This window comes from Paenarthrobacter sp. 10N417 (genome assembly GCF_056394745.1).
Genome location: NZ_JBFTIL010000022.1, coordinates 60,769 through 85,085, shown reverse-complemented (window position 1 = coordinate 85,085; position 24,317 = coordinate 60,769). Strand labels below are relative to the sequence as shown.

General features: G+C 62.8%; 20 protein-coding genes. 9 read left to right on the top strand and 11 right to left on the bottom strand.

Annotated elements, in window-relative coordinates:
* Positions 1-179: 179 nt before the first annotated feature.
* The 4 genes from AC1DCM_RS22055 to AC1DCM_RS22040 all read right to left on the bottom strand — a co-directional run bounded on the left by AC1DCM_RS22055 (position 180) and on the right by AC1DCM_RS22040 (position 5,789).
* A complete protein-coding gene (locus tag AC1DCM_RS22055) occupies positions 180-2,378 on the bottom strand; it encodes an alpha-galactosidase (RefSeq protein WP_477519725.1) in 2,199 nt (732 codons plus the stop codon).
* Positions 2,379-2,471: 93 nt separating this feature from the next.
* Positions 2,472-3,812: an ABC transporter substrate-binding protein gene (locus tag AC1DCM_RS22050; protein WP_477519724.1), complete on the bottom strand. Its 1,341-nt coding sequence runs from the start codon at positions 3,810-3,812 to the stop codon at positions 2,472-2,474.
* 27 nt (positions 3,813-3,839) lie between these two features.
* On the bottom strand, positions 3,840-4,787 hold the full coding sequence (locus tag AC1DCM_RS22045; RefSeq protein WP_477519723.1) for a carbohydrate ABC transporter permease: 948 nt from the start codon (positions 4,785-4,787) through the stop codon (positions 3,840-3,842).
* Between the two features lie 27 nt (positions 4,788-4,814).
* A complete protein-coding gene (locus tag AC1DCM_RS22040; RefSeq protein WP_442003426.1) occupies positions 4,815-5,789 on the bottom strand; it encodes a carbohydrate ABC transporter permease in 975 nt (324 codons plus the stop codon).
* A 202-nt stretch (positions 5,790-5,991) separates the two neighbouring features.
* On the opposite strand from AC1DCM_RS22040, the gene AC1DCM_RS22035 reads away from it, so the two are divergent.
* Both AC1DCM_RS22035 and AC1DCM_RS22030 read left to right on the top strand, forming a co-directional pair.
* Positions 5,992-7,191: a Gfo/Idh/MocA family protein gene (locus tag AC1DCM_RS22035; protein ID WP_477519722.1), complete on the top strand. Its 1,200-nt coding sequence runs from the start codon at positions 5,992-5,994 to the stop codon at positions 7,189-7,191.
* 14 nt (positions 7,192-7,205) lie between these two features.
* Entirely contained in the window at positions 7,206-8,225 is a 1,020-nt protein-coding gene (locus AC1DCM_RS22030; RefSeq protein WP_477519721.1) for a LacI family DNA-binding transcriptional regulator, read from the top strand.
* Positions 8,226-8,343: 118 nt separating this feature from the next.
* On the opposite strand, the gene AC1DCM_RS22025 is transcribed toward AC1DCM_RS22030, so the two are convergent.
* From AC1DCM_RS22025 to acs, 4 genes are all read right to left on the bottom strand, one after another.
* Entirely contained in the window at positions 8,344-9,723 is a 1,380-nt protein-coding gene (locus AC1DCM_RS22025; RefSeq protein WP_477519720.1) for an FtsX-like permease family protein, read from the bottom strand.
* Complete coding sequence (locus tag AC1DCM_RS22020; RefSeq protein ID WP_477519719.1) at positions 9,716-10,501, bottom strand: ABC transporter ATP-binding protein; 786 nt, start codon at positions 10,499-10,501, stop codon at positions 9,716-9,718. Before AC1DCM_RS22020 ends, AC1DCM_RS22025 begins: the two co-directional genes overlap by 8 nt.
* Before the next feature lie 87 nt (positions 10,502-10,588).
* A complete protein-coding gene (locus AC1DCM_RS22015; protein ID WP_216927051.1) occupies positions 10,589-11,386 on the bottom strand; it encodes a DeoR/GlpR family DNA-binding transcription regulator in 798 nt (265 codons plus the stop codon).
* A 165-nt stretch (positions 11,387-11,551) separates the two neighbouring features.
* A complete protein-coding gene (gene acs, locus AC1DCM_RS22010; RefSeq protein ID WP_477519729.1) occupies positions 11,552-13,597 on the bottom strand; it encodes an acetate--CoA ligase in 2,046 nt (681 codons plus the stop codon).
* 436 nt (positions 13,598-14,033) lie between these two features.
* On the opposite strand from acs, the gene AC1DCM_RS22005 reads away from it, so the two are divergent.
* The 3 genes from AC1DCM_RS22005 to AC1DCM_RS21995 are packed head-to-tail and all read left to right on the top strand — an operon-like array spanning position 14,034 to position 16,952.
* The gene (locus tag AC1DCM_RS22005) at positions 14,034-15,473 is read left to right on the top strand and encodes a hypothetical protein (protein ID WP_477519718.1); all 1,440 of its coding nucleotides are present in this window, start codon (positions 14,034-14,036) and stop codon (positions 15,471-15,473) included.
* A 10-nt stretch (positions 15,474-15,483) separates the two neighbouring features.
* On the top strand, positions 15,484-16,278 hold the full coding sequence (gene nth, locus AC1DCM_RS22000) for an endonuclease III (protein ID WP_442003432.1): 795 nt from the start codon (positions 15,484-15,486) through the stop codon (positions 16,276-16,278).
* Positions 16,275-16,952, top strand: a complete 678-nt coding sequence (locus AC1DCM_RS21995; protein ID WP_442003433.1) for an NUDIX hydrolase — start codon at positions 16,275-16,277, stop codon at positions 16,950-16,952. Before nth ends, AC1DCM_RS21995 begins: the two co-directional genes overlap by 4 nt.
* A gap of 21 nt (positions 16,953-16,973) precedes the next feature.
* Here the strand turns inward: AC1DCM_RS21995 and AC1DCM_RS21990 are convergent, their stop codons facing one another.
* The 3 genes from AC1DCM_RS21990 to AC1DCM_RS21980 form a co-directional block, all read right to left on the bottom strand.
* Positions 16,974-17,174: a YegP family protein gene (locus tag AC1DCM_RS21990; RefSeq protein ID WP_442003434.1), complete on the bottom strand. Its 201-nt coding sequence runs from the start codon at positions 17,172-17,174 to the stop codon at positions 16,974-16,976.
* Positions 17,175-17,439: 265 nt separating this feature from the next.
* Entirely contained in the window at positions 17,440-18,303 is an 864-nt protein-coding gene (locus AC1DCM_RS21985; RefSeq protein ID WP_477519717.1) for a CHAD domain-containing protein, read from the bottom strand.
* A gap of 79 nt (positions 18,304-18,382) precedes the next feature.
* Positions 18,383-20,074 carry a bifunctional 3'-5' exonuclease/DNA polymerase gene (locus AC1DCM_RS21980; RefSeq protein WP_477519716.1) on the bottom strand — a complete coding sequence of 564 codons (1,692 nt, stop codon included), beginning with the start codon at positions 20,072-20,074 and terminating at the stop codon, positions 18,383-18,385.
* A gap of 123 nt (positions 20,075-20,197) precedes the next feature.
* Here AC1DCM_RS21980 and ssd point away from each other — a divergent pair, with 123 nt between their 5' ends.
* The 4 genes from ssd to AC1DCM_RS21960 are packed head-to-tail and all read left to right on the top strand — an operon-like array spanning position 20,198 to position 24,043.
* Positions 20,198-21,316, top strand: a complete 1,119-nt coding sequence (gene ssd / locus AC1DCM_RS21975) for a septum site-determining protein Ssd (RefSeq protein ID WP_477519715.1) — start codon at positions 20,198-20,200, stop codon at positions 21,314-21,316.
* On the top strand, positions 21,313-22,614 hold the full coding sequence (locus AC1DCM_RS21970; RefSeq protein ID WP_477519714.1) for a TadA family conjugal transfer-associated ATPase: 1,302 nt from the start codon (positions 21,313-21,315) through the stop codon (positions 22,612-22,614). The genes ssd and AC1DCM_RS21970 overlap by 4 nt, the downstream gene beginning before the upstream one ends.
* Positions 22,611-23,426, top strand: a complete 816-nt coding sequence (locus tag AC1DCM_RS21965) for a type II secretion system F family protein (RefSeq protein ID WP_477519713.1) — start codon at positions 22,611-22,613, stop codon at positions 23,424-23,426. The genes AC1DCM_RS21970 and AC1DCM_RS21965 overlap by 4 nt, the downstream gene beginning before the upstream one ends.
* Positions 23,426-24,043 carry a type II secretion system F family protein gene (locus AC1DCM_RS21960; RefSeq protein ID WP_477519728.1) on the top strand — a complete coding sequence of 206 codons (618 nt, stop codon included), beginning with the start codon at positions 23,426-23,428 and terminating at the stop codon, positions 24,041-24,043. Before AC1DCM_RS21965 ends, AC1DCM_RS21960 begins: the two co-directional genes overlap by 1 nt.
* The last annotated feature ends 274 nt before the right edge of the window (positions 24,044-24,317 follow it).

Here is a 24,317-nt window from a genome sequence, read left to right as displayed (position 1 = left end):
GGCTGGTACAACCGCCGCCGACCCAACCGCCGCGCCGGCGGCCTCCCACCCGCCACAGCCCACGCAAACCACCACACCACCGCCCAGCAACCCCTGGCCGCCTAACCAACAACAACGAGAACTGTCTCAAAAACTTGACGAGCGCAGATCCCCGGGAGCCGTGTGGATGTGAGAGAAGGTTAGAGGGCTGTGAACCGCAGCAGAAGCGCGTGCTCGGGGTTCAGCACGGGCATGGGAAGGCCCACCTCGCCAAGGAAGCGTCCCGTTGCCACAGCACCATCGGCCAACCAGGCGACCGGCTGTGCTTCGATGAACGTGTGCCCGTAATCAGCATCCGCCGGTGTGGGGAAGATCGCTTCCACACGATAGGAACGGGACGCTTTCAGCCCCGGAATGGTTACACGCCCGGGCTGTTCGGCGAAGCCAGTCCGCGTCTTGACCACGGCGAAAAGGGCTGCGGTGGCACCCACTGCAATGCCGCCGTCGTGCGTGGCATCGTCAATAACAGAGTCAGCGACAACCCCGTGCACCATCATCGACTCGTCCGCCAGATCTGCGCGCACCATCCGTCCAGTGTGGATCAACCCGCGGTGCTCCTTGTACAGGCTGATGAAGCGCTTCAGTTCCTCGCGCTCAGCGCCCTGGACTTCGCGGATGTCCCACTCCATGCCGAAGTGCCCAAACAGCGCCGTGATGGCTCGGAAGGACAAGTCATGCGTCCGCGCCGTGGTGTGGGACATAGTGGGCCCGATGTGCCCGCCCACCAGCTCCGGCGGAACCACCATGCCGGTCCAGCGCTGGATGGTTTGCCGCTCCAAGGCGTCATTGCAGTCCGAGGCCCAGATCCTGTCAGTGCGGTCCAGGATCCCGAGATCCACTCGGGCGCCGCCGGAGGAGCAACTCTCGATCTCGACACCCGGGTGCGCCGCACGGAGGGCATCGAAGAGCCGGTAAGCGGCAAGGGTTTGTTCATGCACGGACGAACGGCCTGCATGGCCGTGCTCCGCGAGGTCCCTGTTTTGGTCCCACTTGAGGTAGCTGATGTTGTTTTCCCGCAGCAGGGTGTCAATGCGATCAAAAATGTACTGCCAGGCCTCGGGGTTCACGAGGTCAATGATGTGCTGGTGCCGCCATTCGAGTGGGAGCCGGCCACCGTCCTTGAAGGACAGGGCAGATGGTCCAACGATCCACTCGGGGTGGGCGCGGGCGATGTCCGAATCAAGGTTCACCATCTCCGGTTCTACCCAGAGCCCAAATTCCATCCCACGGGAAGTCACCGCATCAATCAGGGGCGTCAGGCCTGAAGGCCAGATGGTCTCATCGACGTACCAGTCACCGAGGCCTGCGTGGTCGTCCCGGCGTCCGCGGAACCACCCGTCGTCGAGCACGAACCGCTCAACGCCCAGGTCCGCGGCGGACTCGGCCAGCTCGATCAAGGTCTCCAGGTTGTGATCGAAGTACACGGCTTCCCACGTGTTGAGGACAACTGGCCTTGGCTTGCCAGCGACATCCACGTGGTGCGGGCGGGACCGGAACCAGCTGTAGAAGGCTTCACTGATTCCGTCCAAGCCCCGATCGGAGTAGGCGGCAAACAATGCTGGTGTGGTGTAGCTTTCGCCGGATTGCAGCACGACTTCGGAGGGGCCCAGGAGTTCGGAACCGCCGATCATGGTGCGGCCATCGGCCACGTTGTCAGCGAATTGCTCGTGGTTTCCGCTCCACGCCAAGTGTGTGGCCCAGACTTTGCCGTGTCGGTTGCCGAAGCCTGCGGTTCCGGCTGCAAGGAGCAGTGAGGAATCGTGTCCCGTACGCCCGTGCCGGCCAGTGCGGACCCAGGTTCCTTGCTGGATGGCCCTGCGTTGCGGGTGCCGTTCGCGGCACCAACGGCCAGTGAGGTCCAAAAGCTCGACGGCGTCCGGCGCCACCGGGAGCATCGTCGCCAATTCGTCTACTTGGAAAGGCGACGTGCCGTCGTTGGTGACTGTGTGCCGCAGTTCCAAAAGACCACCTGGGTGCAAGGTGAGGTTGCTCGTGACGGTGATCCCGGCGTCGGGATCTGACTGAACGATCGACGCTGACGACCCGTCCGCGGTCGCGTTCACCACCCGCAGGCGTACAGAGAAGTCGTAGCCGGGGACGCCATCGGTAAACCGGTGTCCCCGCAACCCTGTTCGACCCTGCCATGAGGAGGAGGCCTGGGGGAGGAGCCCGGCCGGTACGTTGGCATCGATCGAGGAAGGAGGGATGGGCTCATTGAGGATGGAAAGGTCCGGAAGGGCGTCGCCCAGGTCTGCTCCCCAGTGGGAGATTTCGGCCTCTCCTCGGTGAGTACTTATCACCAGGCTGGTACCGGCGGAACGGAGATGGAGCGGGTGCATGGGTGTGAGTCGCTTTCAAAAAGATTGTGTGAGGCCCACTCTGCGGTGCAAATGGGCACGAAGGCGCGCAGAGCAGGCCCCACAACGGGAGGTTTACTTGAAGAGGGCGTTGACCTGGTTGTTGGCTTCAGTCAATGAAGACGCAGGTTTCTTGCCGGAGAGCACGGCATCCATGGCCGGCTTCATGATGCCGTCCACCTTTGCGGCCTTGTCCGCGATCGGGAACAGGAACGTGGTGCCTTCCTTCACATGCGTGGTGAAGGCGGAAACGTCGGTGCCCTTATCGGCGAAGGCCTTGGCGGCGATGTCGGAAGAGCTGGTGATGGCCGGGAAGACGACGGCCTTGCTGGCTACGACGTCCTGGCAAGCAGTAGAGCCGAGGTACTCCACCCACTTCACGCTGGCGGCAGGGTTCTTGGTGCCCGCCCAAATGGAGTCAGCCAAACCATTGAACATGCTGGCACGCTGACCGTTGGGGCCCTTGGGCGTCGGGGCAAAGGCGGTCTCGATGCCCTTGTACGTCTTGTACTGGCCGATCAACCAGTCACCGTTGCTGTTGATCGCGGCCTTTCCCGCACCGAAGCTGTCCGCCATGCTGGCTCCAACAGTGGTCTCAAGCTTGGGCATGTAGCCCTTGTCCACCAGGCCGGCCCACCAGGCGATGGTTTCCTGGAAGCGGGGGTCGTCGTAGTTGAACTTGCTGCCCCACGGGTTCTTGTCGGTGGCGGTCCAGCCGGTGGTTGCCGTGAGGAAGCTCCACTCCGTCTGGCCTTGGCCCGAGCCACTGCCAGTCAGTCCAAGGCCATAAGTAGCTACGTTGTTCTTGTCGAAACCGGCTTCATCTCCGCGCTTGCCGTTCTTGTCCACGGTCAAGTGCGCGATCGTCTTTTCGTAGCTGCCGCCGTCCTTGGGGTTCCAATCAAGGTTGGCCATCTGCTCCGCGGTGATTCCTGCCGCGTCAGTCATTGCCTTGTTGTAGAACAGGCCTACGGTGTCCCAGTCCTTCGGCAGGCCATAGCGCTTGCCGTCCTGGCCCACCCAGAGCTCCGGGAGGCCCTTGGTGTAGGCATCAAGCTTGATTCCGTCTTTTGCCACAGCGTCATCGAGGGGCAGAAGCTGCTTCTTCGCGGCGTACTCCGGGTACTTGGACAGGTGGTCCGTGAAAACGTCCGGCGCTGTTCCTGCGACGAAACCGTTGGTCAATGTGGTCCAGTAGTCGTCCCAGCCGCGCTGGGTGATCTTGACCTTGATATCCGGGTTGGCCTTGGTGAAATCATTGGCGCACTGTTGGTACGCGGGGAGCTGGTTGGCGTCCCAGAGCCAGTAGTTGATTTCTCCCTTGGCCTCGGAGGAAGCAGGGGCGGAACCGCCACAGGCGGACATTGTCAGGGCGATGGCGGCGGCAGCAGCGGCGACGCCGAGGGTTTTCTTCATGACGAACCTTTCGTTGGGGAGTGCGGGTTACTTGATTCCGGAGAATCCGATGGAGTTGACGACCTTCTTGCCGAAGGCGATGAAGAGAAGGAATATGGGCAGCGCGGCGACGAGAGTTCCGGCCATGAGCCCGGACCAGTCGAGGGCGCCCTGTGGGGACTGCGATTTGAAGACGCTGAGGCCTACGGTGAGCACCCGGACGCTCTCGTCCTGGCCCACCAGCAGCGGCCAAAAGTATTCGTTCCACTGCCCGATGAAGGTCAGCAGCGCCAGGGTGGCGATGGGGGCGGCGGCGTTGGGAAGCACAATCTGGAAGAAGATGCGCAGGTGCTTGGCGCCGTCGAGCATTGCCGCTTCCTCAACCTCGCGGGACATGCTGAGGAAGAACTGGCGCAGGAAGAAGATGGCGAACGGGGTCATGAACAGGAATGGCAGGGACATCCCGGCCATGGTGTTGAGCAGCCCGAGGTTCTTGATCATGAGGAAGTTGGGCAGCGCCGTGAAGATCGGCGGAACCATCATGGTGGTCAGGAACACGGCGAACACTTTGTTCCTGCCAGGCCAGCGCAATCGGGCGAAGGCGTATGCGGCCATGGCGCTGAAGAACACCTGGCCGGCTGTCGTGACGGTAGCGAAAATGATGGAGTTTTGCAGGTACAGCCAGAAGTTGATGGCGGCACCGGAGCCGCCATCGGCGATCGCCTCTTCGGTGGTTTGCAGCCCGAGGACGCGCTTGAAGGCGCCCCAGCTGAAGTCGGCCGGCAGGAGGTTTCCGGCGTTGGAAGCCAACGCGCTGTTGCTGGACAGCGCCGTCCGCAGCATCCAAAGGAACGGGGCAATAGTTACGGCGACGGCGACGCCGACCAGCACCCAGGCGCCAACCCGGCGCCAATTAGTGGGCTTTTTTGGGGACGAAGTGGTGCGTGGTGGGTTCTGGCTGGAGACATTCTTACGAGGTGCGGTTGAAGTAGTCATGGCGGCTCTCCTTATTCCAAATCCGGCTTAGTCCAGGTCCGATTCGTTGCCCTTGAGGAACTTCATTTGCACGAAGGCCACCAGGGCGAGAATGACGAACAGGATCACGGACAATGCGGAGGCGTAGCCGAAATCGGATTCGCCGAAGGCTTTTTGGTAGATGTACATCTGGATTACGCGCGAGGCGTTGACGGGTCCACCGTTGGTTGTGACGGCCACAGTGTCAAAGACCTGGAAGGAACCGATCACGGTGACCACAAGCACGAGTACCAGCACCGGGCGGAGCAGCGGCATGGTGACGCTCCAGAACGTCCGGGCCGGGGACGCGCCGTCGAGGTTTGCTACCTCATAGAGGTGGTTGGGGATGGACTGGAGGCCCGCGAAGATCAGCAGGGCCGTGTAGCCCATGTGTCGCCAAACGTTCACGAAAGCGATGGTGGGAATCGCCCATTGCTCACTGCCGAAGAAGGCGACGCGGGGGAGGCCCACCCAGCTCATGACCTCGTTGACGATGCCCAGCTGGTAGTCCAGCATCCAGAACCACAGCAGGGCGACGATGACGTTGGCCACCAGGAAGGGCAGCAGGAGTGCGCCCCGGATGAACGTGGATTTGGCCACCCGGTGCATCAGGAGTGCGAGTCCCAGCGCGATCACCGTCTGGAAGCCGATGTTCAGGACAACGTACTGGATTGTCACTCCCATGGCGTTCCAGAACAGTTCATCGCCGAAGATTGCCGTGTAGTTCCCTAGCCCAATCCAGGTGGGTTCGCCGAGGATGCTGTACTCAGTGAAGCTGAGGTAGATGCCGCGAATTGTGGGGATCAGAAAGAACGCCACGAAGCCGATAACGGCGGGGAAGATGAAGAAGAGTGCGATCTTCAGGTCACCGAGGCGGCTTGTCATGCTGCGTTTGGCAGGTTGCAGCTTGCGGGGTTGCCGGCCCAGGAGATTCCTGGCTGACCGCCGTGAGGCGTTGCCCGGTTGCTTGGTTAGCGTGGTCATCGTCGACCCTTTCCTGACTGTGATGTGGGTAACAACTGGGATAGAATCTACACGAGTAGATCAGAACGATGCAAGCTTTTTGGGAATATTTGTTCGTTTATGTCCAATTTGTTGACTCGTGTAGATCGCAGTGAAAGACTCAAACGAGCCCAGTGAGGGGCCACTACAACTGCTGCCAAGTCAGCTTCAGGGAAGGCAAACGATGACGTTTTCGATCGGTGTTCTAGGTGTCGGGCAGTTCGGCAGCCAGTTCGCGCACCTCTTCAAACTCCACCCCGGCGTCAAAGCCGTTTACGTGGTGGATGAACTACCCGAGCGCGCCGCAGCGGCCCAGGAACGCTGGGGCCTTGATGGAGTGCTGGGAAGTTTTGAGGAACTCCTGGAGTCCGACGTCGATGCTGTCGCCATCTTCACGCAGCGGTGGACTCACGGACCCCTCGTCGAGCGAGCGTTGCGCGCTGGCAAGCACGTCTACTCAGCCGTCCCGATGGCGATCTCCGAAGCGGAAATCGAGCGCATCATCCAGGCAGTCCGCGAAACCAAGCTCGTTTACGCCATGGGGGAGACCAGCTACTACAACCCCGCAACAGTCTTCGCCAGGCAACAGCACGCGGCCGGAAAGTTTGGCCGGATCTTCTACACCGAAGGCGATTACGTCCACGACATGGACCTGGGTTTCTACGAGGCCTACCAGTACAGCGGTGGCGAACGGTGGAAGGAAACGGCGAGCTATCCGCCCATGCTGTATCCCACGCACGCTATCGGCGGGGTCCTCGGCGCAGTACCGGCGCACGCTGTCAGCGTCAGTTGCATCGGGGTCAAGGACGATCGCGGAGATGGCGTCTTCGATAAAGACGTCAGTATGTTCGCCAACGATTTCTCCAATGCCACGGCATTGTTCGAAATGAACGACGGCGGTGCGATGCGCACCAATGAGATGCGCCGGGTCGGCTATCCCTCACATCTGCGCGAATCCCGCTTCCGCTTCTTTGGCACCGAAGCCAGTTTCGAGCAGTTGGCAACCACCACTGTGTGGCAGGACAAAACGAAGGTGGAAGACGTCTCGGAACAAGTCGAGACGAAGCCCACGATGTCAGCCGACGATCCATCGTTGGCTGACGTGGCCCCGGAGCTCCGGGATGCCTTCATTTCCGGGCTGGCGCCAGTCCACGATCAATCACGGCTTCCCGAGGAATTCCTCGGAGCGCCCAACGGACACGAAGGCAGCCACCAGTTCCTCGTGGATGACTTTGTCACGGCGGTCAACAACCGAACGCTTCCGCCGGTCAACGCCTGGGTCGCGGCCCGCTTCACCTTGCCCGGAATCGTAGCCCACGAATCTGCCCTCCGTGGCGGCGAACGCCTTCCCATCCGGGACTTCGGCGACGCTCCCTCCTTGTAGCTAGCATTTACGTCATGACAACTTCGGCAGTACAAACCCCGCGCGGACCGGTTACACGCAAGGACGTGGCCCGGTACGCCGGGGTGAGTACCGCCGTCGTGAGTTACGTTGTGAACGGCGGGCCCAAGAACGTGGCCCCGGCGACGGAAGCCAAAGTGCGCGACGCCATCCGCATCCTTGGCTACCGTCCCAACGCTGCGGCGCGGGCTCTGAAGCTCGGCTCAAGCGAAACCGTGGGCGTGATTGTTCCGGACAATACCAACCCCTTTTTCTCGCAGCTCGCCCACGCCGTTGAAGATGCTGCGGCTGAACTTGGCTACGGCATGGTCCTCACCAACTCCGGCGGCAGCCTGGCCAAAGAGCGGCAAAACATCCGCAACCTTGCCGCACGGCAAGTGGACGGAGTGTTCCTGGCGAGCTGCGTGTTCGATCCCGATCTGACCGACCTTGAAGCCTCGGAAATCCCGTCGGTGCTGCTGAACAATGCTGGCTCGCCGCCAGGGTTCACCAGCGTAGGTGTGGACCTCGAAGCAGGCGCCCGGGCGGCCGTGGAGCACCTCATAGGCCACGGCCACACAAACATTGGCCTCGCCATCGGAACCAACACAGGCAACCAGCTCGACGGACGTGAAGTGGGCTGGCTTAGAACTTTGCGCGAGGCAGGACTGCCGGATGGCCCCATGCTTCATGGGGAGTTCAGCAGGCCGGGCGGTTACGCGGTGGGCAAGCGTTTCCTCGCCATGGCCAACCGACCCACGGCAATCTTCGCCAGCAACGACATGCAGGCCATCGGAATCCTCCGCGCCCTCCACGAGGCGGGGCTCAGTGTTCCCGATGACATGGCCGTGGTGTCCTTCGACGGATCCCTCGATTCCGAATACAGTTGGCCCGCGTTGACCACCGTGGCGCAACCTGTGGAGGAGATGGCTGAAGCGGCTGTTCGGGCACTCGTGGGCGAGGGCCGGGGCGAAGCACTGCAGCACAGGATCCTGCCCACGGAGTTGATCGTGCGCCAGTCGTGCGGCTGTAAGTGAGCCTTCCAACGTTCTCTCACATCCTCCCGGTTTGACTGCCGATGTTCTCTCACATCCTCCATTTACGTGAGAGAACGTCGGTCAAAAAGGGCCCCGATGTGAGAGAGCATCCGGGGGTTTACGAGTCCATGCTGGCGTAACGCTCGGGCCGGGCGAGCACCTGGCTTATCTGGGCGGTGCCCGCGGCCAGGGCGAGCCGGACCAACAGGAAACCGGCCGCAAAAACTCCCCCGACGGTCAGGAACACGACGGGCCGGGTCAACAAGGCTGGACCCGCCAGTGGCAGAACCAACGCTGCTGCTGCCGCCGCAGAGATACCTGCCACCAGGAGCAACGGCGACATCACCGCCTTGACCCGCGCGGCCACCATTAGTTTCCGCGGCATCCCTACCCGGTCCAGTGCTACGAGGGTGGAGGCACCGTCGAGCACGGCGGCGGCTTGGTTTACGCCGGCGGAACAAGCCACCATCAGGAACGAGCCCAGCAGGGTGATCATTACGCCGGTGTTGATATCGCTCACGAGCAGCGTGGTTTCATCCGACGCGCTGCCGCCCATCGTGTCCGCTACCGCCATGCCGACGCCCACGAACACTCCCACAAAACTGGTCATCGCGACGCCCCCAACTTGTCGCCACGATTCCTTGGGACTTTCCAGGACTGTCCGTGCAGCGAGCAGTTGCTCGGGCCGCTTTGCCCTCTTGAGCTGCGATGACGCCTGAAGCCGCAGGACCCACGGCCCCATCAGGTTCAGTGCCAGCAGCGCCAGTCCGAAGCAGCCGCCCATCACGGCGATAATCACGATAAACGCGCCAAAGCTGCTCAGCATGCCCATGGCCATTACTCCGAAGACCACCACCAGGGCCGCAATGAGGCCGCGAACCCAGTGGGCGCCGTCGGCCGTTTGCCTGGTCCGCACGCCCAGCGGCGTCAGCACAACCTTGCGGAGGCCAAGCGCAGCACTCGCAGCGGCGAGTACGCAGACCGCGAGGATGCATCCGAGAATTGATGGCACGGACAGCCACGCGTGAGCACCGATCGCCTGTCCCCGGAACTGGATCAACCCTAGAAACGGTGCCGTGCAGGCATACAGCCCGGCACCGGCCAGCGCGCCGATTGTCGCCAGGACCGTTGACTCTATGACCGTCATCCACACCACCGTGGCGCTACTGGCCCCCAGGAGACGAAGCGACGCCAGGCGGTCATCACGACGGCGGGCGGCGAGTCGCGCTGCCGAGGCACCGAGCGTCAGCAGCGGTATGACGAGCAAAACCATCGCGACGACGGCCAGCGCCTGGTAGGTGCCTGCGATGTCATCAGACCAGGACCAAAAGACTTGGGAACCGCCAGCCACCGTCAGCAGGAGTGCCGTGACGGTGCCGAACGCGAGAATCGGCAACCCGGCGTCGCGCAGTTTGGTTTGGTGCAGCCCGGTTTGACGAAGGCTGCTGCTTCGCGAGAGGTAGGGGGTGAGGCGTAGGGCCAGGGCAAGGCTAGACATTGAACGCACCCTTGAAATTGGTAGTGGCCGGAGCCGGCTGGCTGGGAGAGGAAGGCTGGCTTGAAGAGGATGGCTGGCTTGAAGAGGAAACAGCACTGCCGGTGTCCGCCACGATTCGGCCGTCACGCAGCTCCACCACGCGTTGGCAGCGTGCAGCCACGTTGGGATCGTGCGTAACCACCAGCAGTGTCCGACCATTGGCTGCAACGGAGTGAAGCAACACGTCAAGGACTTCATTGGAGGTAGCAGAGTCAAGAGCGCCTGTGGGTTCGTCCGCAAAGACGATGCGTGCCCCGGTGACCTGGGCCCTGGCGATGGCCACCCGCTGGACCTGCCCGCCAGACAATTCGCCGAGCCTGCGCTGTTCCATGCCGGCCAGGCCAAGGGCCGCCAGCCACTCGGCGGCACGGGCCTCGGAGGTGGTCCGATCGGTGCCGTTCAACATCAGCGCCAAGGCCACGTTCTCAACGGCAGTCAGTTCCGGCAGCAGCATGCCCTGCTGGAAAACGAACCCGAATTCCTCCCGGCGGAGACGGGAAAGCGCCCCATCTCCGAGGAAATCCAAGCGGATCGGACCGGCCGCCGAGCTCAGGGTGACCGTACCGGCGTCGGGCCTCAAAATCCCGGCGAGGCAGTGCAGAAGGGTGGTCTTACCGGAACCCGACGGCCCGATGATGGCAATGGATTCGCCTGGATTTGCGGCGAAGTCCACGTGATCCAGCGCGACGCTGCCGGGATAATGCTTGGTGAGGTGCTGGGCATGGAGGATGGCGTTCATGGATCCAGCTTGGCTGCCGGGCCTATGCCAAGGCGTCAGTCCGGCGGCTGAACTCTGCGGACCGGCCTCCACCCGCGGTATGAGAGCCTACTTGGCCTGGACGTCCGCGATTCTCAGCTTCGCAACATTCTCGGCGAGTACGCGGCGAGCATCCTCGCCCAGGTTCGAGTCCGTGATGAGCTCGTCGGCTTCCTCCAGCTGGGCAATGGATGCTATGCCCACCACACCCCATTTGCTGTAGTCGGCCAGCACCACAGTGCTGCGGGCTGATGCCATGAACGCCCGGTCCGTTTCGGCCTCGAGCAGATTGGGGGTGGTGAAACCCGCCTGTGCATCCATGCCATGGACACCCAGGAACAGGACGTCCAGATGAAGCTGCTTGAGCGAGGACGTCGCAATCGGCCCCACCAAAGCGTCCGACGGCGTGCGCTCGCCACCAATCAGGATCACGGTGGAGCCGAACCGGGCCGGCCCCGACGAAGACCCGTGATGGAAGAGGTCGGCAATCCGCACGGAGTTGGTAACCACAGTGATTCTGGGACCATGGACGAGCTCCTGCGCCAGCGCCCACGTGGTGGTTCCTGCACTGAGCCCGATCGCCATGCCTTCATGGACGAGCGAGGCAGCCTCGACCGCAATGGCATGCTTTTCCGCGGTCAGCTGCGTGGACTTGAGCTCAAAGCCAGGCTCGTGGGTGCTGGCATCGCCGGGAAGCTTGGCCCCGCCGTGGATACGCTCCACGCGGCCGGTTTCTTCGAGGGCTTCGATATCGCGCCGGACGGTCATGGGGGAGACGCCAAGCAATTGGGCGAGGTCCGATACCCGTACAACGCGCTCGCGCTGGACGGCATCGATGATGGCGGAGTGGCGTGCTGCCTGAAGCATCAAGGCCTTTCTGGAGAGCCTCATCAAACATGAGGCTGATTCTGGCTCCAGTCTAGGACGCAGTGGTGCTCCCGGGTGGCAAATGCAGTCCCGGCGCCGTCACCATCCTTTTGAACACACGACGGCGCCGCTCACCTTGGGAGGGGAGCGGCGCCGTCGTGATTGCTATTTCCTGAGGGACTCGGCGATTTGTTTCATGATGCCGGGGTCGGCGAGGGTGGTGGCGTCGCCGGTGTCGCGGCCTTCTGCGATGTCTTTGAGGAGGCGGCGGACGATTTTGCCGGAGCGTGTTTTGGGTAGTTCCGGAACGATGAGCAGTTGTTTCGGTTTGGCGATGGGGCCGATTTCCTTGCCGACGTGGTTCCGCAGTTCCAGGATTGTTTCTTCACCGTTGTTTGCGGCGTCACCGCGGAGGATGACGAACGCGACGATGGCTTGTCCGGTGGTTTCGTCGGTGGCGCCGACGACGGCTGCTTCAGCCACTGAGGGGTGGGAGACAAGGGCGGATTCGATTTCGGTGGTGGAGAGGCGGTGGCCGGAGATGTTCATGACGTCGTCCACGCGGCCCAGGAGCCAGACATCACCGTCTTCGTCTTTTTTGGCACCGTCCCCGGCGAAGTACATGGACTCGAACCGGGACCAGTAGGTGTCCTTGAACCGTTCCGGGTCTCCCCAGATACCGCGCAGCATGGAGGGCCAGGGTTCGCGGACCACGAGGTAGCCGCCTTCACCGTTGGCCACGGACTGGCCGTTCTCGTCCACGACATCCACGGCGATGCCGGGCAGCGGTACCTGCGCCGAACCGGGCTTGGTGGCCGTGACGCCGGGCAGGGGTGCGATCATCTGCGCCCCGGTTTCGGTCTGCCACCAGGTGTCCACGATCGGTGCGGGGTTTTCCTTGCGTTCGCCGTTCTTGCCGGCGTTGCCGCCGATGACGTCGCGGTACCACATCCATGCTTCGGGGTTGATGGGTTCACCCACGGAGCCCAGGACGCGGATGGAGGACAGATCGTATTTGCCCGGGATCTCACGTCCCCATTTCATGAAGGTGCGGATCGCGGTGGGGGCGGTGTAGAGGATGGAGACCTTGTACTTCTCCACCAGTTCCCACCAACGGCCTTGGTGCGGGGAATCCGGGGTGCCTTCGTACATGACCTGGCTGGCGCCGTTGATCAGCGGCGCATAGGCGACGTAGGAGTGGCCGGTGACCCATCCGACGTCGGCCGTGCACCAGTACACGTCCGTTTCCGGGTGCAGGTCAAAGACCACTTTGTGCGTGTACGCGGTCTGGGTGAGGTACCCGCCGGTGGTGTGCAGGATGCCCTTGGGCTTGCCCGTGGTCCCGGAGGTGTAAAGGATGAACAGCGGATGCTCGGAGTCATGCCCGACGGCGGTGTGCTCAGTTGAGGCGGCATCTACCGTCTCGCTCCACCAGAGGTCGCGACCCTCAACCCAGTTGACGTCCTCGCCGTTGCGCTTGACGACAACCACCTTTTCGACCGTGTGTCCTTCTTTGGACAAGGCTTCGTCCACAGCCGGCTTGAGGGGGCTGGGCTTGCCACGGCGGTAGGTGCCGTCGGCGGTGACCACGAGCTTGGCCTCGGCGTCCTCGATGCGGGAACGGAGCGCGTCGGCCGAGAAGCCACCGAACACTACCGAGTGCACAGCACCGATTCTGGCGCAGGCGAGGAGCGTGATGACGGCCTCGGGAATCATCGGCAGGTACACCGCCACGCGGTCTCCCTTTGCCACGCCAAGGGCTTCGAACGCGTTCGCAGCCTTCTTGACCTCCTCGGTCAGCTCCGCATACGTGTACGTGCGGGTGTCTCCCGGCTCGCCCTCGAAGTAGATGGCAACGCGGTCGCCCAAACCGTTCTCCACGTGCCGGTCCAGAGCGTTGTACGCAGCGTTGACTTCGCCACCGACGAACCACTTGGCGAACGGCGGATCCGACCAATCCAGGGCTTGCGTGAAGTCTTTGTCCCAGCTGAGCAGCTCGCGGGCTTGCTTCGCCCAAAACGCGGGACGGTCCGCTTCGGCCTCTTTATATTCATCGGCGGTAGCCACGGCGTTCGCGGCAAACTCAGGTGATGGCGGGAACTTACGGTTCTCGTGGAGCAAATTCTCGAGAGCCTCGACGTGTGGTGCCGGACCGTTCTGCGGCGTCGACGCTGCAGCGGTGGTCGTGGATCCGGTGGTGTCCTGGGACATGGTGAACCTCATCATTCATCGATCTTTGCTGCGCGGACGCCGCCGGTGGGTCCGCACTCCAGGCGTGAGCCGTCGTAGTGCGTCCCGCGGAGGGTCCGCAGAGTATTGTCCGCCTTCAACATTATCGCTTTGGGAGGTCCTACGTGTGCGTGGTCACAAATGGCTCAGCGAGCGGTACGGATTCGGCGACGAATGGCTGCTTTGGTTGTCAGGAACCGCTTACATGACGACACTTGGCATTCGTTGACTGTAAGGAACCTTGGAGTTCCCTGTGGACGGAGCAGCGTGACCGATTTCAGCTAGAAGAGTGTCAGTGGCGTGGCATAGGCTGAATAAGTCTTGGGACGCATCGTCAGGTGTGCCCGGTTTTCCGCGGAAACCTGCGGAAAATACCGGTCCGGACTGTCCAAGGCGCCGCCGTACGAAGGAGAAATAGATGAACCAGCTGAGCCCAGGCCCGCACGACTCACACCCGACGGGACCGGACACCGCGGCTGGAAAGGCGAACGACGCCGGCACCGCCACAGCTGCGAAGTCCGCCTCAGGCGCACCCACCAAATACGAGGCTGTTGCCGGCCCTTTCACCATTCGTGACCTCACGGTTTTCGGTTCTGTACTCCTGATGTTCATCGCCTCACTGCTGCCCATGTTCCGTGGCCTTTATAACCTTTGGAACGTGGGCAGCCTTTTCTTCCTTCTCCTGGGAATCATCCTGCCTGTGGTGGTTGTGGCGCTTTTCGTTGCCCGCCGCCTGCAGCCCGGGACCATTGTCCGCGTCGGCTCGCTGTCGATTGACCAGTTCGCTTCCGTGACGGCCGCATTCGCAGTACCGCTGTTCTTCCTGACGATCGCCGATTCCTTCAACGGCAGTGTCCTGCTGGGCCTGGTGGGTTCCGTGGGCTTGCTGGCGGCCACCGTTCTGGCCCCGCATCTGCCCTTCCTGTCGGCTGATTTCAAGGGCCGCGCTCAAACGCCGGCCCACATCGTTGCCCGCCAGGCCGCGATTCCCACCCGTAAACCTGCTGCCCCGAAGCCTCCTAAGGAACCCAAAGCGCCGAAGCCAGCCAGCGGCGCCTCGACTCCGGGATTCCAGACCTCCGGGTATCAGCCGCAGGGTGCGGGTTCCGCTGGCGCCCATCCCTATGCTCCGCCAGCCGGCGCAAGCCCCTACGTTCCGCCAGCCACATCCGGACCCGTTGCTCCGACCCCAACTGCTCCGGCCCCAACTGGTGGGCCCGCCGTCGTGCATTCGGCGGATTCCACGCCTCCTGCGGAACCCCAAGCTGCCGCCCCCGCCGCCGGTCCCTCGCCCGCCACTGGTCCCTCGCCCACCGCTGCGGCCCCCGCCGTCACCCCGGCTGCATCCGGGTCGCCAGCTCAGGCTTCGCCAGCAGAGCCTTCACCAGCCGAGCCCGACGTTGTAGTGGGCAACCCGGCAGAACCGCAGTCGCAAGCTCCGGCCACCACCCAGCACGCCCAGCAGCCCGCCCCTGCGCAAGCCGCAGCGCCCCAGCCCGCCGCCCAGCAGCCCGCCCCCCAGCAGCCCGCCGCCCAGACGCCACCTAATGAGCGCGCATGGGCTGCCACCATGGCCACGCCCATCGTGTCCCCCGACACCCGTTCTGTGAGCGACTCCATTGGCGCCACTGTGGACCCGTCCAGCCGTTCGGAAGATTCTCCTGCCTATGAGGCCTTCTGGTTTGCCGTAGCCCAGCCCCGAACTGCCTATGACGAACGGACAGGCGCTCCGGCCTTCACCATTGAGCCTGGCGGTTGGGTTCTGGCCCTCGAGGATCGTGGCGAGGAATTCCTGGTTCAGGACACCGACGGCAAGGTTGGGGTCCTGCGGGAGCTCAGCAACATCGAACGCGGCTGAGAAGGACGCTGTGACCATCGCTGAAGCTGGATCCGTGCTGGCCTTGAAACGCCGGGCACGCAAGATCAACAGGATCCTCGCTGAGAAATACCCTTATGCTCACGCCGAGCTGGATTTCCGGAACCCCTTTGAGCTTGTGGTGGCCACAGTCCTCTCAGCCCAGACCACCGATGTACTGGTCAACCAGGTCACCAAGATCCTGTTCGCACGCTACCCGGACGCCCGTGCCCTGGCGGAAGCGGACCCTGCTGAGCTGGAATCGATCCTGCAGCCCACTGGTTTCTTCAGGGCAAAGGCCAGGAACGTCCTGGCTCTTAGCACCCGCTTGGTGGACGAGTACGACGGCGAGGTTCCAGGTCGCCTCGAGGATCTTGTAACGCTGCCTGGCGTTGGGCGGAAAACAGCCAACGTGGTCCTTGGGAACGCTTTTGGTATCCCCGGAATTACCGTGGATACGCACTTCGGGAGGCTGGCCCGCCGGTTCGGATGGACGGCATCCGATGATCCGGTGAAGATCGAATTCGACGTCGCTGAACTCTTTGAACCACGGGACTGGACCATGCTTTCGCACCGCGTGGTTTTCCACGGCCGCAGGATATGCCACGCTAAGAAACCCGCCTGCGGAGCGTGCCCGGTTGCCAGCCTCTGTCCCAGCTACGGCGACGGCGAGACCGACCCCGTTAAGGCGGCGAAGTTGTTGAAGTATGAGCTCGCGCCGGGCAATGAGGCACTGTTGGAGAAGTTGCTGGCCGAGACGCACAGGGCGGCGGAGATCCGGATGGAATCGCAGAGGAGGCCCGGGTGACCGCGTTCGAGGACCTCGCCAAATTAGTAGCCCGTTTTGAGGCCGGCGAGCAGCAGCATTCTTCCCACTGGGCGAAGTTGCCCGTCACGCCTGAAACCAATCGCGCCGCAGCCGTGCTCATGCTCTTTGGCGTGCTGGACAACGTCCCGGCCGAATCCGGACGGCCCTTTGCGCCAGCGGATCTCGACGTTCTCCTGCTTGAACGTGCTCACACCCTGGACGATCACCCCGGCCAAGTAGCATTTCCGGGCGGAAGTGTGGATCCGGAGGATGACTCCGTGGTGTCTGCCGCCTTGCGTGAGGCAGTGGAAGAGACCGGGTTGGATGTCAGCGGTGTCAAGGTGCTGGGCGTCATCCCGGAGCTGGGGCTGATCCGCAGCAATTTCCGGGTGACACCCGTACTGGCCTGGTGGGACTCGCCGTCGCCCGTTCGTGTAGTGGACTACGCCGAATCGGCCCAGGTGTTCCGGGTGCCGGTTCGCGATCTCCTGGACCCCGTCAACCGGGTAACCGCCACGATTTCCCGCTTCGGCCGCACTTTCTCCAGTCCGGGTTTCACCGTTAATGGGCTGGTGGTCTGGGGCTTCACCGGGATGGTTCTCAGCGGGTTGTTCGACGAACTGGGCTGGACGGTCCCCTGGGACCAGGACAAGCTGTACGAGATCGAGCTCTAGCAGCTCCGCCGCAGGTGCCTTTCAGGCGGCCCTGCGGTTCGCCGTCGAACGGTCCACGATCAGCCCCGTTGCGGCGTTTTCACGCACTGCATTTATGCCGTCCACCACGCCCTTGAGATGTTTGAACGTTGGTGACTCCGCTACAACTGTTCCGTCCGCCGCGGTAAGGCGAAACCGGTACGAGCCGTCGGTGTCTTTGAGAATTTCGAATCTGCCAGCCATTTTTGTGCTGTCCCCCTTGATGCTTCCTTGCAACAGTCGTGGGCCGGTGTGCCGGTCCCACCTAGAGAACGTATCCAGAAGCCGCCGGGAAAGAAAGTTACTTTGGGGTACCGGTCAAGGAATTGTCATGCACCATCACACTGCGGGATGTGACTGGCTTGTTCTGACGGCGGCAGCTAATCTGGGGCGCCGGCTACTTCGGCCTGCTGACGTCCGGCCTGCTGCCCGTCCGCGAATGCCCGTCCGGGACGAACGGCGTGAATGATCAACCCAGCAGCATCCGGCGAGGCTCGGGGATAGGGGAGCTGAGCAGTGCTGCCCGGAGGTCGGTTTCGGTTTCGACGAGCCGACGCTGTTCCATGCTTTGAAGGGCCTCGACGTCCACGGACTCCACACCGGGCATCTCCGCAAGGCTCTTTATCCATGTTTGGCCAGTCACGCTGTCGTGTTGTTCCCCCAGGAGGCGCTGCAGGACCATCGATGGTTGGATGATTGCCGTGGCGCCTGTACCCAGGACTTGGGCCACCGCCTCCACGGAGTACCGCAACACTTTGATGTCCTTTCGCGCGTCATGGAGCACGTCGTTGCGCTCTGCTTCATCAGCCTGCGTGGTGTCCGTTTCCAGGCTTCGTTGCGCCGCTTCCAAACTCTTCTGCACCGTCTCCCAACGCGGCTGCAGGAGTTCTGCCACCTCGAGGAGGCTGGGATGGTTGTCAATTTCCCGTGGCGCCAAAGCGGCAGTTGCAGGAAGAAGGGCTTGCCGGGTTGCCTTGACGATTCCTTGCCATCGCCGTCCGGTCCCGACCCGGGTAGCCATTGCGTTACTGCTGGCCAGGAGCTCGTTCACGGCTTCATGGAGTGCGTCCGGCGACAACCAGGCCTCTGACGCGTCCAGCCATAGCGTGAAACGTTGGGACAGAACATAGGCGTCGCGGGCTTCACCGAGGGAACGCGCCAGCCACCGGACATCCCGGCCTGTGGCCTCCGGGACGTCAGGGAGAACGGATTCGTAGCATGAAAGGACAGAACGGAGCCGCCGAAGCGCCAGGCGTGCGCCGTGGACGGCCTCCTGGTCAGCCGCGCCGACCAGCGGCAAGCAGCCCTCCAGCTCTGCCAGTTGGAAAGCCATGTACGAATCCACGGAATCACGCACGTCCGAGCCCACGTGGCCAGTTTCCTCCGGACAGCTGGGGCGGACAAGCAGGTGCCTATTTCGCTTTGTCGTAAGAATCGACGACGGCGACACTCACCGGGAATTCGACTGGAATCCGGCCGAACATAAGCTCTTTCGCTGCGTTTGCGGACTCCTCGATCGCCTGGATGCAGGCGTCTACGGCTTCGTCCTGGGCATGGACCATCACTTCGTCGTGGAGGAAGAAGACGAGTTCCCCTGAGGGTAAGCCTTCGGCATGCAAGGCCCGCAGCCGCCGTCGTAATTCCGCCAACCAACAGGACGCCCATTCGGCGGCTGAACCCTGGACCACGAAGTTTCGAGTGAAGCGGCCACGGGAGCGTGCCAGGTTGTCGGCTCGCCGCTGCTCCTCGGCGGTGGTGGACTGTTGGCTTCGCAACCAGCCGTGGGACGGTGGTGGGCTGCTTCGTCCCAAACGGGTGGTGACGGTCCGCCCTGCCTCACCTTCCCTGGCTGCCTGCTCCACGAAGCCCACCGCTCGCGGATACGTGCGGGCCAACTGCGGCATGAGCCTGCCCGATTCGCCGGTGGTGGCGCCGTAAATGGCCCCGAGCAGCGCAACCTTCGCCTTGGATCGATCCCCGCCAAAGCCTTGTGCTGCTATACCGGCGTAAAGATCTTTGTCGCGTGCGGCCTCCGCCATTTTTGTGTCCTGGGCGAGTGCTACAAGGACTCGGGGTTCCAGCTGGGAGGCGTCGGCGACGATGAGCTTGTGGCCAGGGTCCGCTTGTACTGCCGCGCGGATATTCCGGGGAATCTGCAGGGCACCGCCGCCACGTGAGGCCCACCTGCCGGAGACCACGCCTCCCACCACGTACTCAGGATGGAACCTGCCGTCCTGAACCCAGGCATCCAGCCAGGCCCAACCATTCGCGGTGTGCAGGCGGGAGAGCTTCTTGTACGCAAGCAGTGGCTGGATCGCGGGGTGTTTGGACTCCTGGAGCTCCCATTGCCGGGTGCTTTTGACTTCGATGCCGTTCCGATGAAGGGCGCGCATCAGGTCCTGTGGCGAGTCCGGGTTCAGGCTTGGTGATTTGAGGATGTCTCGCAATTCGTTGCAGAGCATCTCAAGTGCCTGGGGCCTGTGCCCAAGTGGCGGACGGGGGCCGAGCACGTCCCCAAGGATCTGCTCGTGCACCTCTTCCCGCCAGGGAACGCCGGCGTGTTGCATTTCCACCGCAACGATTGCACAGGCGGACTCGGCCGCGAGCAGCAACTGCAGCCGTTGTCTCCGTTGGTCCTCTGCAGGGACCTGGGCGATCGCATGCTGCTGTGCAGCAAACTCATCCCGCAGTTCAGCGAGACCCGGACTCTTGGACTTCGGGGTGAAGTCCTCGAAGAGTGCGCCCTGATCGGCGGGTGGTGGTGGAGGCTGGAGTGCCCGCGGCGGCGTTGAATCGTCGTCCTGCGTGAGCTTTTCAGCGTTCTTTGCGAAGTCTGTGTGCGCCGTGAGAGAGGAGTGCGCCAGGATAGCTCCGCAGAGAGCGAGGTCATGGCAGCGCTCCAGCTTCACGCCGTTCGCCAGGAGGTCCGGGTAGAAGTCCTGCGCGCGATGCCACACCCAGCGGGGCCGTTGGCTTTCCAGTTCACGGACGACGCCGGGCAACTCACCTCGTGTGACGACGCGCGCGTCGGTGGTGGCCTTCCCGGACGGAGAAACTCTTTGTATGGCTGCGCCGTCCGGATGGGCGGCGAGCAGCAAATACATGTGTCCATTCTGCCCTGTCGCAGTACAGCAACTGTTCCTCCACACTCCTTGGTTGGGCTGGGTTCTCCACATGGGGCGTTTGAGAGCTTACGTCCAAGGCTTCGACGCCGGGAAAGTGGCTTCATGAGCAAGCGACAGCTTCGGCACAGACGGTCCAGCAGCGAACCTTTGGGGCAGACCACGGACAACTCGTGGATGCCGCGTGAAGCTGCCGAAATCCTCCTCGTCACCGGCGACGCCTACCTTCAGGAGGAGGCGCGAAGGATTGTTGCTGCGGCAGGTGGCAGCCTCCAGTTGGCCGCCGACGTCGGAGAGGCAATCCACGGCTGGGACGGTGCCGACGTCGTCCTGGTGGGAAGCGACATCCGTGAGCTGCCGCCACGAAGGCAGGCGCCCACTGTCTTACTGGGCAGGTCTGTTGAGGGGGACGGCTTGTGGCGGCTTGCTGCTGCCCTGGGCGCAGAGCGCGTAGCTGTCCTTCCCGAGGCCGCAAACTGGTTGGCCGAGTACTTGAGTGTGTCCGGTTCGCCGGAACCTGGCGGGTTCGTTATCGGGATTGTTGGAGGCTGCGGTGGGGCTGGAGCTTCCACCACGGCAATTTGGCTTGCCCAGGCAGCGGCGGGCCACGGCATCAGCACCATGCTGGTGGACGGGGATCCCTGGGGTGGGGGCCTGGAACTGGCAATCACCGTTCAAGAGCTGGCCGGCTTGCGCTGGCCGGACTTCGCCGAAACGCGGGGGAGCATCGATCCCGTCCAATTCAGGGACTCCCTGCCGGTGGCCGGTGGCTTCGCGTTCCTGTCTTGGCCGGGTACACGTGAAGCGTTCACTATGCCGGATGCCGGTTCTGTGGCCGCTGTCCTGGATGCCGCGCGGCGAAGTTTCGAACTCGTCGTGGTGGACATTGGGCGCAGTGAGGAATGCCTTCGAACCTTTGCGTGGGACTGCGAGAAGATGCTGTTGATGACCACAGCCCACCTGAAACCGGCTGTTGCCGCGGCACGTATCCTCAACGAGCTGCCACCGTTGGACACGGGGTTGGTGGTCCGGGGTGGTGGCCCTTCGGCGGTTGATGCTCAACTCATTGCCGAGTCGTTGGGACTGCCACTCCTGGGGATTCTTCCGGAGATTCGAGGAGCGGCCGCAGGGACCGAGCTCGGCCGGCTCCTTGAGCTGGGCCGTCGCAAGTCCGTGAATCGCTTCGCCCGGGGCGTGCTGGACTTGAACGGCGCTGGTGAATGAGCCGGTCGGAGAAAAGTATCCCGGGATGGTCACGGACAGGGACACCATTCACGGGAGGGCGCCGCAGCCAGAGCCGTCGGTTGGACTCCGTGCTTCTCGAAACGGTCCGGGAGTCCGTCCTCGCCGGGAATGGGCCGGTAACACCCTCGACTGTGGCCGCCGCCGTGCAGGCCAGCGGCAAACTGTTGGGTACTTCGGGAGCACTGGAAGCCGCGGAATCCATCAATGCGGAATTGAATGGTCTAGGGCCCCTTCAACAGCTTGCGCACGATCCCTCGGTCACAGATATCTTTGTCAATGGCCCCGAATCAGTCTGGCTCGACCGGGGACGGGGCCTGGAACGGTCCCCGGTGCATTTCGATTCTGAACAGCAGGTCAGGGCGCTGGCCGCAAGGCTGGTTTCGGCAGGTGGTCGCCGGTTGGACGACGGCTCTCCCTGCGTGGACGTCAGGCTCAAAGGCGGCTATCGCGTGCACGCAGTTCTGGCGCCGATATCAACTGCGGGGACTCTGTTATCGATTCGAATTCGACGCGAAGAAACCTTCACAATGGCTGAATTGCGGGAAGCTGGCATGTTCGATCAGCACATAGAGACTCTTCTCCGCGCGATTGTGGAGCGGCGCCTGAGCTTCCTTGTCAGTGGTGCCACCGGATCAGGGAAAACAACGCTCCTGTCCACCATGCTCGGGCTGTGCCACCCGTCCGAACGCTTGGTATTGATCGAAGATGCCGCTGAACTCAACCCGATCCACCCTCATGTGGTCACGCTTGAATCGCGCCATGGAAACCTTGAGGGAGGTGGAGCGCTGGATCTTGGCGAGTTGGTCCGTCAAGCCCTGCGCATGCGTCCGGACCGGCTCATTGTGGGGGAGTGCCGGGGTGCCGAGGTCCGCGAGTTGCTCACCGCGCTCAATACCGGTCATACAGGCGGTGGAGGAACAATCCACGCCAACACGGCGGAAGCAGTTCCGGCACGGCTGACAGCCCTCGGCGCGCTTGCAGGGTTGAACGCCGAGGCCGTGCGGTTGCAGGTCTCAAGTGCATTGGACGTTGTGATTCACGTGGAACGGACGCCTTTGGGGCGGAAAGTAGGCTCAATCGGTGTGCTGACTGACTCCTTGGATGGCCAACGAGTGGTGACCGCACTGCGATGGAGCCCCGAAGGTCTGGTGCATGGACCTGCTTGGGCTGAGCTGAATTTACGGCTTTCTCCCGGATCATCCGCCGAGGCGGGCGGATCTTTGCAGGGCTTATCCGTCGGCTCGGATGTACTCACGGTGATGGGCTTGGACTCGTGATCCCCACCCTGGTTCTAGCCCTGGCGCTGGCGGTATGGCTCCAGCTCAAGCCGCCCCAAGCCGGCAGCCGGCGAATGCGGGCAAGACTCGCCAAGCCCTCATCCCTGAGTGGGATCGGTGTTGGGAAAGAGCATGCAACATCAGGAGCGGACAAAGGGCCGTGGGGCCGGGTGTGGCGGGCAAAGATAGAACCCTTGTCCCTCGTGGTGTTGGTGCAGCAGCTCGCTGCCCTCTTGCGAGGAGGACGTGGACAATTGCAGCTTTGGGAAGAGTTATGGCTCGTCCATAGCTCCAGGCCTGGCCTGGGCGCCAAGTCCAGGAGCAGAGGCCACCAACCCGCTCCAAAAATCTCAGTGGAATCGGTCAGGGTGCTGGCCTCAGCGCGGGCAGCCTCGGTCGTTGGAAATTCACCAGCACAAGCAATTCGCAACACCTCCGCAAAGGTCTATCCCGGCCGAGGAAGCACAGAACGCCGCATCTGGATGGAATTGGCTGCGTGCCTGGATGTAGCCGAAACCAGCGGCTGTCCACTCGCAGAGCTCCTCACCCGGTTCGCAGCGCAACTCGAAGCGGAGGAAGATTCTGAAGCGGCACGTCAAACTGCCCTCGCTGGACCCAAAGCCACGGTCAGGCTGTTGTCCTGGCTACCGGTACTTGGCTTGGTACTGGGGATGGCCCTGGGGGTGGACCCCTTGGGAATCCTGCTGGGTAACTTCCTCGGTGTGGCCACTCTGATCGTTGGCCTTCTGCTGACCGTGGCAGGGCGTGTGTGGTCCTCCCGGCTCGTCGCTTCGGCGGTAGGGGCCACATGATGTTGGGAATTCAATTGTTGGCTCTGGTGGGAGTACTGGCTCTGGCAGCCTTTGTCGGATTCGCCAGACCGGCAGGGTTTCGAGACCGGCTGCACGCAAGTTTGACCGAGGCCCGTAACTCCAAGGACGACCATAACTGCAAGAGCGATCCCGGCCTTCAGCCAGATACCGCCACTGCAGGGGACGGGCTTCGGGACACGGCCATGATGCTTGAACTCGTAGCTTCCATGCTGGATGCAGGTGCCGGGATAGGGCGGGCATTGGAACTGATTTCCCACAGCGCCACACCGAAAATCAGCCAGGATCTCCGTCCCGTCGTCGCTGCGCTGGCCATGGGGGCGGACTGGGACGCTGCCTGGCGAAACCCCACCCAGCATCAGCCCGAAGTAGCGCGTTTGAAGGACGCTCTGGCTTTCGCCGCTTTGACTGGTGCGCCCTCGGCTTCGATTCTTTATGCCCAAGCGGCCAGGGAGCGCCGCGAGCAATTCCGTGCCGCCGAGAAGCGAGCCGCCGCCCTGGGAGTGAAGCTTGTGGTTCCTCTCGGCCTTTGTTCCTTGCCGGCCTTCATTTGTCTGGGAATCGTGCCGGTGCTCATTGCCATGCTTCCGGCTGGATAAGTAGGGCACCAGCACATGCACGGCAGCCGGCTCTTCCTCCAGACCGGCCAGTCTATTCTTCGAGGCTGGCCACTCTCTTCCTCCACACAGGCCGCTCTTTTCCTCCACAAACTGTCCCCGCGGGGGTTTTATCCACTTGGATGAACCAGGGGCTTCAGGGTCGGCCGGAGTCAAGGAAGAGTCGATTTCACCCCGGCAGATCTGCCGGCTTTTTTGAAAGGAACACACTATGGAAACTCCCTCCAGCACCCTCCCCGCCCGGCGCTCTGGCCGA

Coding starts and splice junctions, on each gene's coding strand:
- AC1DCM_RS22055 (WP_477519725.1), bottom strand. CDS start 2,378: ATGCACCCGCTCCATCTCCGTTCCGCCGGTACCAGCCTGGTGATAAGT.
- AC1DCM_RS22050 (WP_477519724.1), bottom strand. CDS start 3,812: ATGAAGAAAACCCTCGGCGTCGCCGCTGCTGCCGCCGCCATCGCCCTG.
- AC1DCM_RS22045 (WP_477519723.1), bottom strand. CDS start 4,787: ATGACTACTTCAACCGCACCTCGTAAGAATGTCTCCAGCCAGAACCCA.
- AC1DCM_RS22040 (WP_442003426.1), bottom strand. CDS start 5,789: ATGACCACGCTAACCAAGCAACCGGGCAACGCCTCACGGCGGTCAGCC.
- AC1DCM_RS22035 (WP_477519722.1), top strand. CDS start 5,992: ATGACGTTTTCGATCGGTGTTCTAGGTGTCGGGCAGTTCGGCAGCCAG.
- AC1DCM_RS22030 (WP_477519721.1), top strand. CDS start 7,206: ATGACAACTTCGGCAGTACAAACCCCGCGCGGACCGGTTACACGCAAG.
- AC1DCM_RS22025 (WP_477519720.1), bottom strand. CDS start 9,723: ATGTCTAGCCTTGCCCTGGCCCTACGCCTCACCCCCTACCTCTCGCGA.
- AC1DCM_RS22020 (WP_477519719.1), bottom strand. CDS start 10,501: ATGAACGCCATCCTCCATGCCCAGCACCTCACCAAGCATTATCCCGGC.
- AC1DCM_RS22015 (WP_216927051.1), bottom strand. CDS start 11,386: ATGCTTCAGGCAGCACGCCACTCCGCCATCATCGATGCCGTCCAGCGC.
- acs (WP_477519729.1), bottom strand. CDS start 13,597: ATGTCCCAGGACACCACCGGATCCACGACCACCGCTGCAGCGTCGACG.
- AC1DCM_RS22005 (WP_477519718.1), top strand. CDS start 14,034: ATGAACCAGCTGAGCCCAGGCCCGCACGACTCACACCCGACGGGACCG.
- AC1DCM_RS21990 (WP_442003434.1), bottom strand. CDS start 17,174: ATGGCTGGCAGATTCGAAATTCTCAAAGACACCGACGGCTCGTACCGG.
- AC1DCM_RS21985 (WP_477519717.1), bottom strand. CDS start 18,303: ATGGCTTTCCAACTGGCAGAGCTGGAGGGCTGCTTGCCGCTGGTCGGC.
- AC1DCM_RS21980 (WP_477519716.1), bottom strand. CDS start 20,074: ATGTATTTGCTGCTCGCCGCCCATCCGGACGGCGCAGCCATACAAAGA.
- ssd (WP_477519715.1), top strand. CDS start 20,198: ATGAGCAAGCGACAGCTTCGGCACAGACGGTCCAGCAGCGAACCTTTG.
- AC1DCM_RS21970 (WP_477519714.1), top strand. CDS start 21,313: ATGAGCCGGTCGGAGAAAAGTATCCCGGGATGGTCACGGACAGGGACA.
- AC1DCM_RS21960 (WP_477519728.1), top strand. CDS start 23,426: ATGTTGGGAATTCAATTGTTGGCTCTGGTGGGAGTACTGGCTCTGGCA.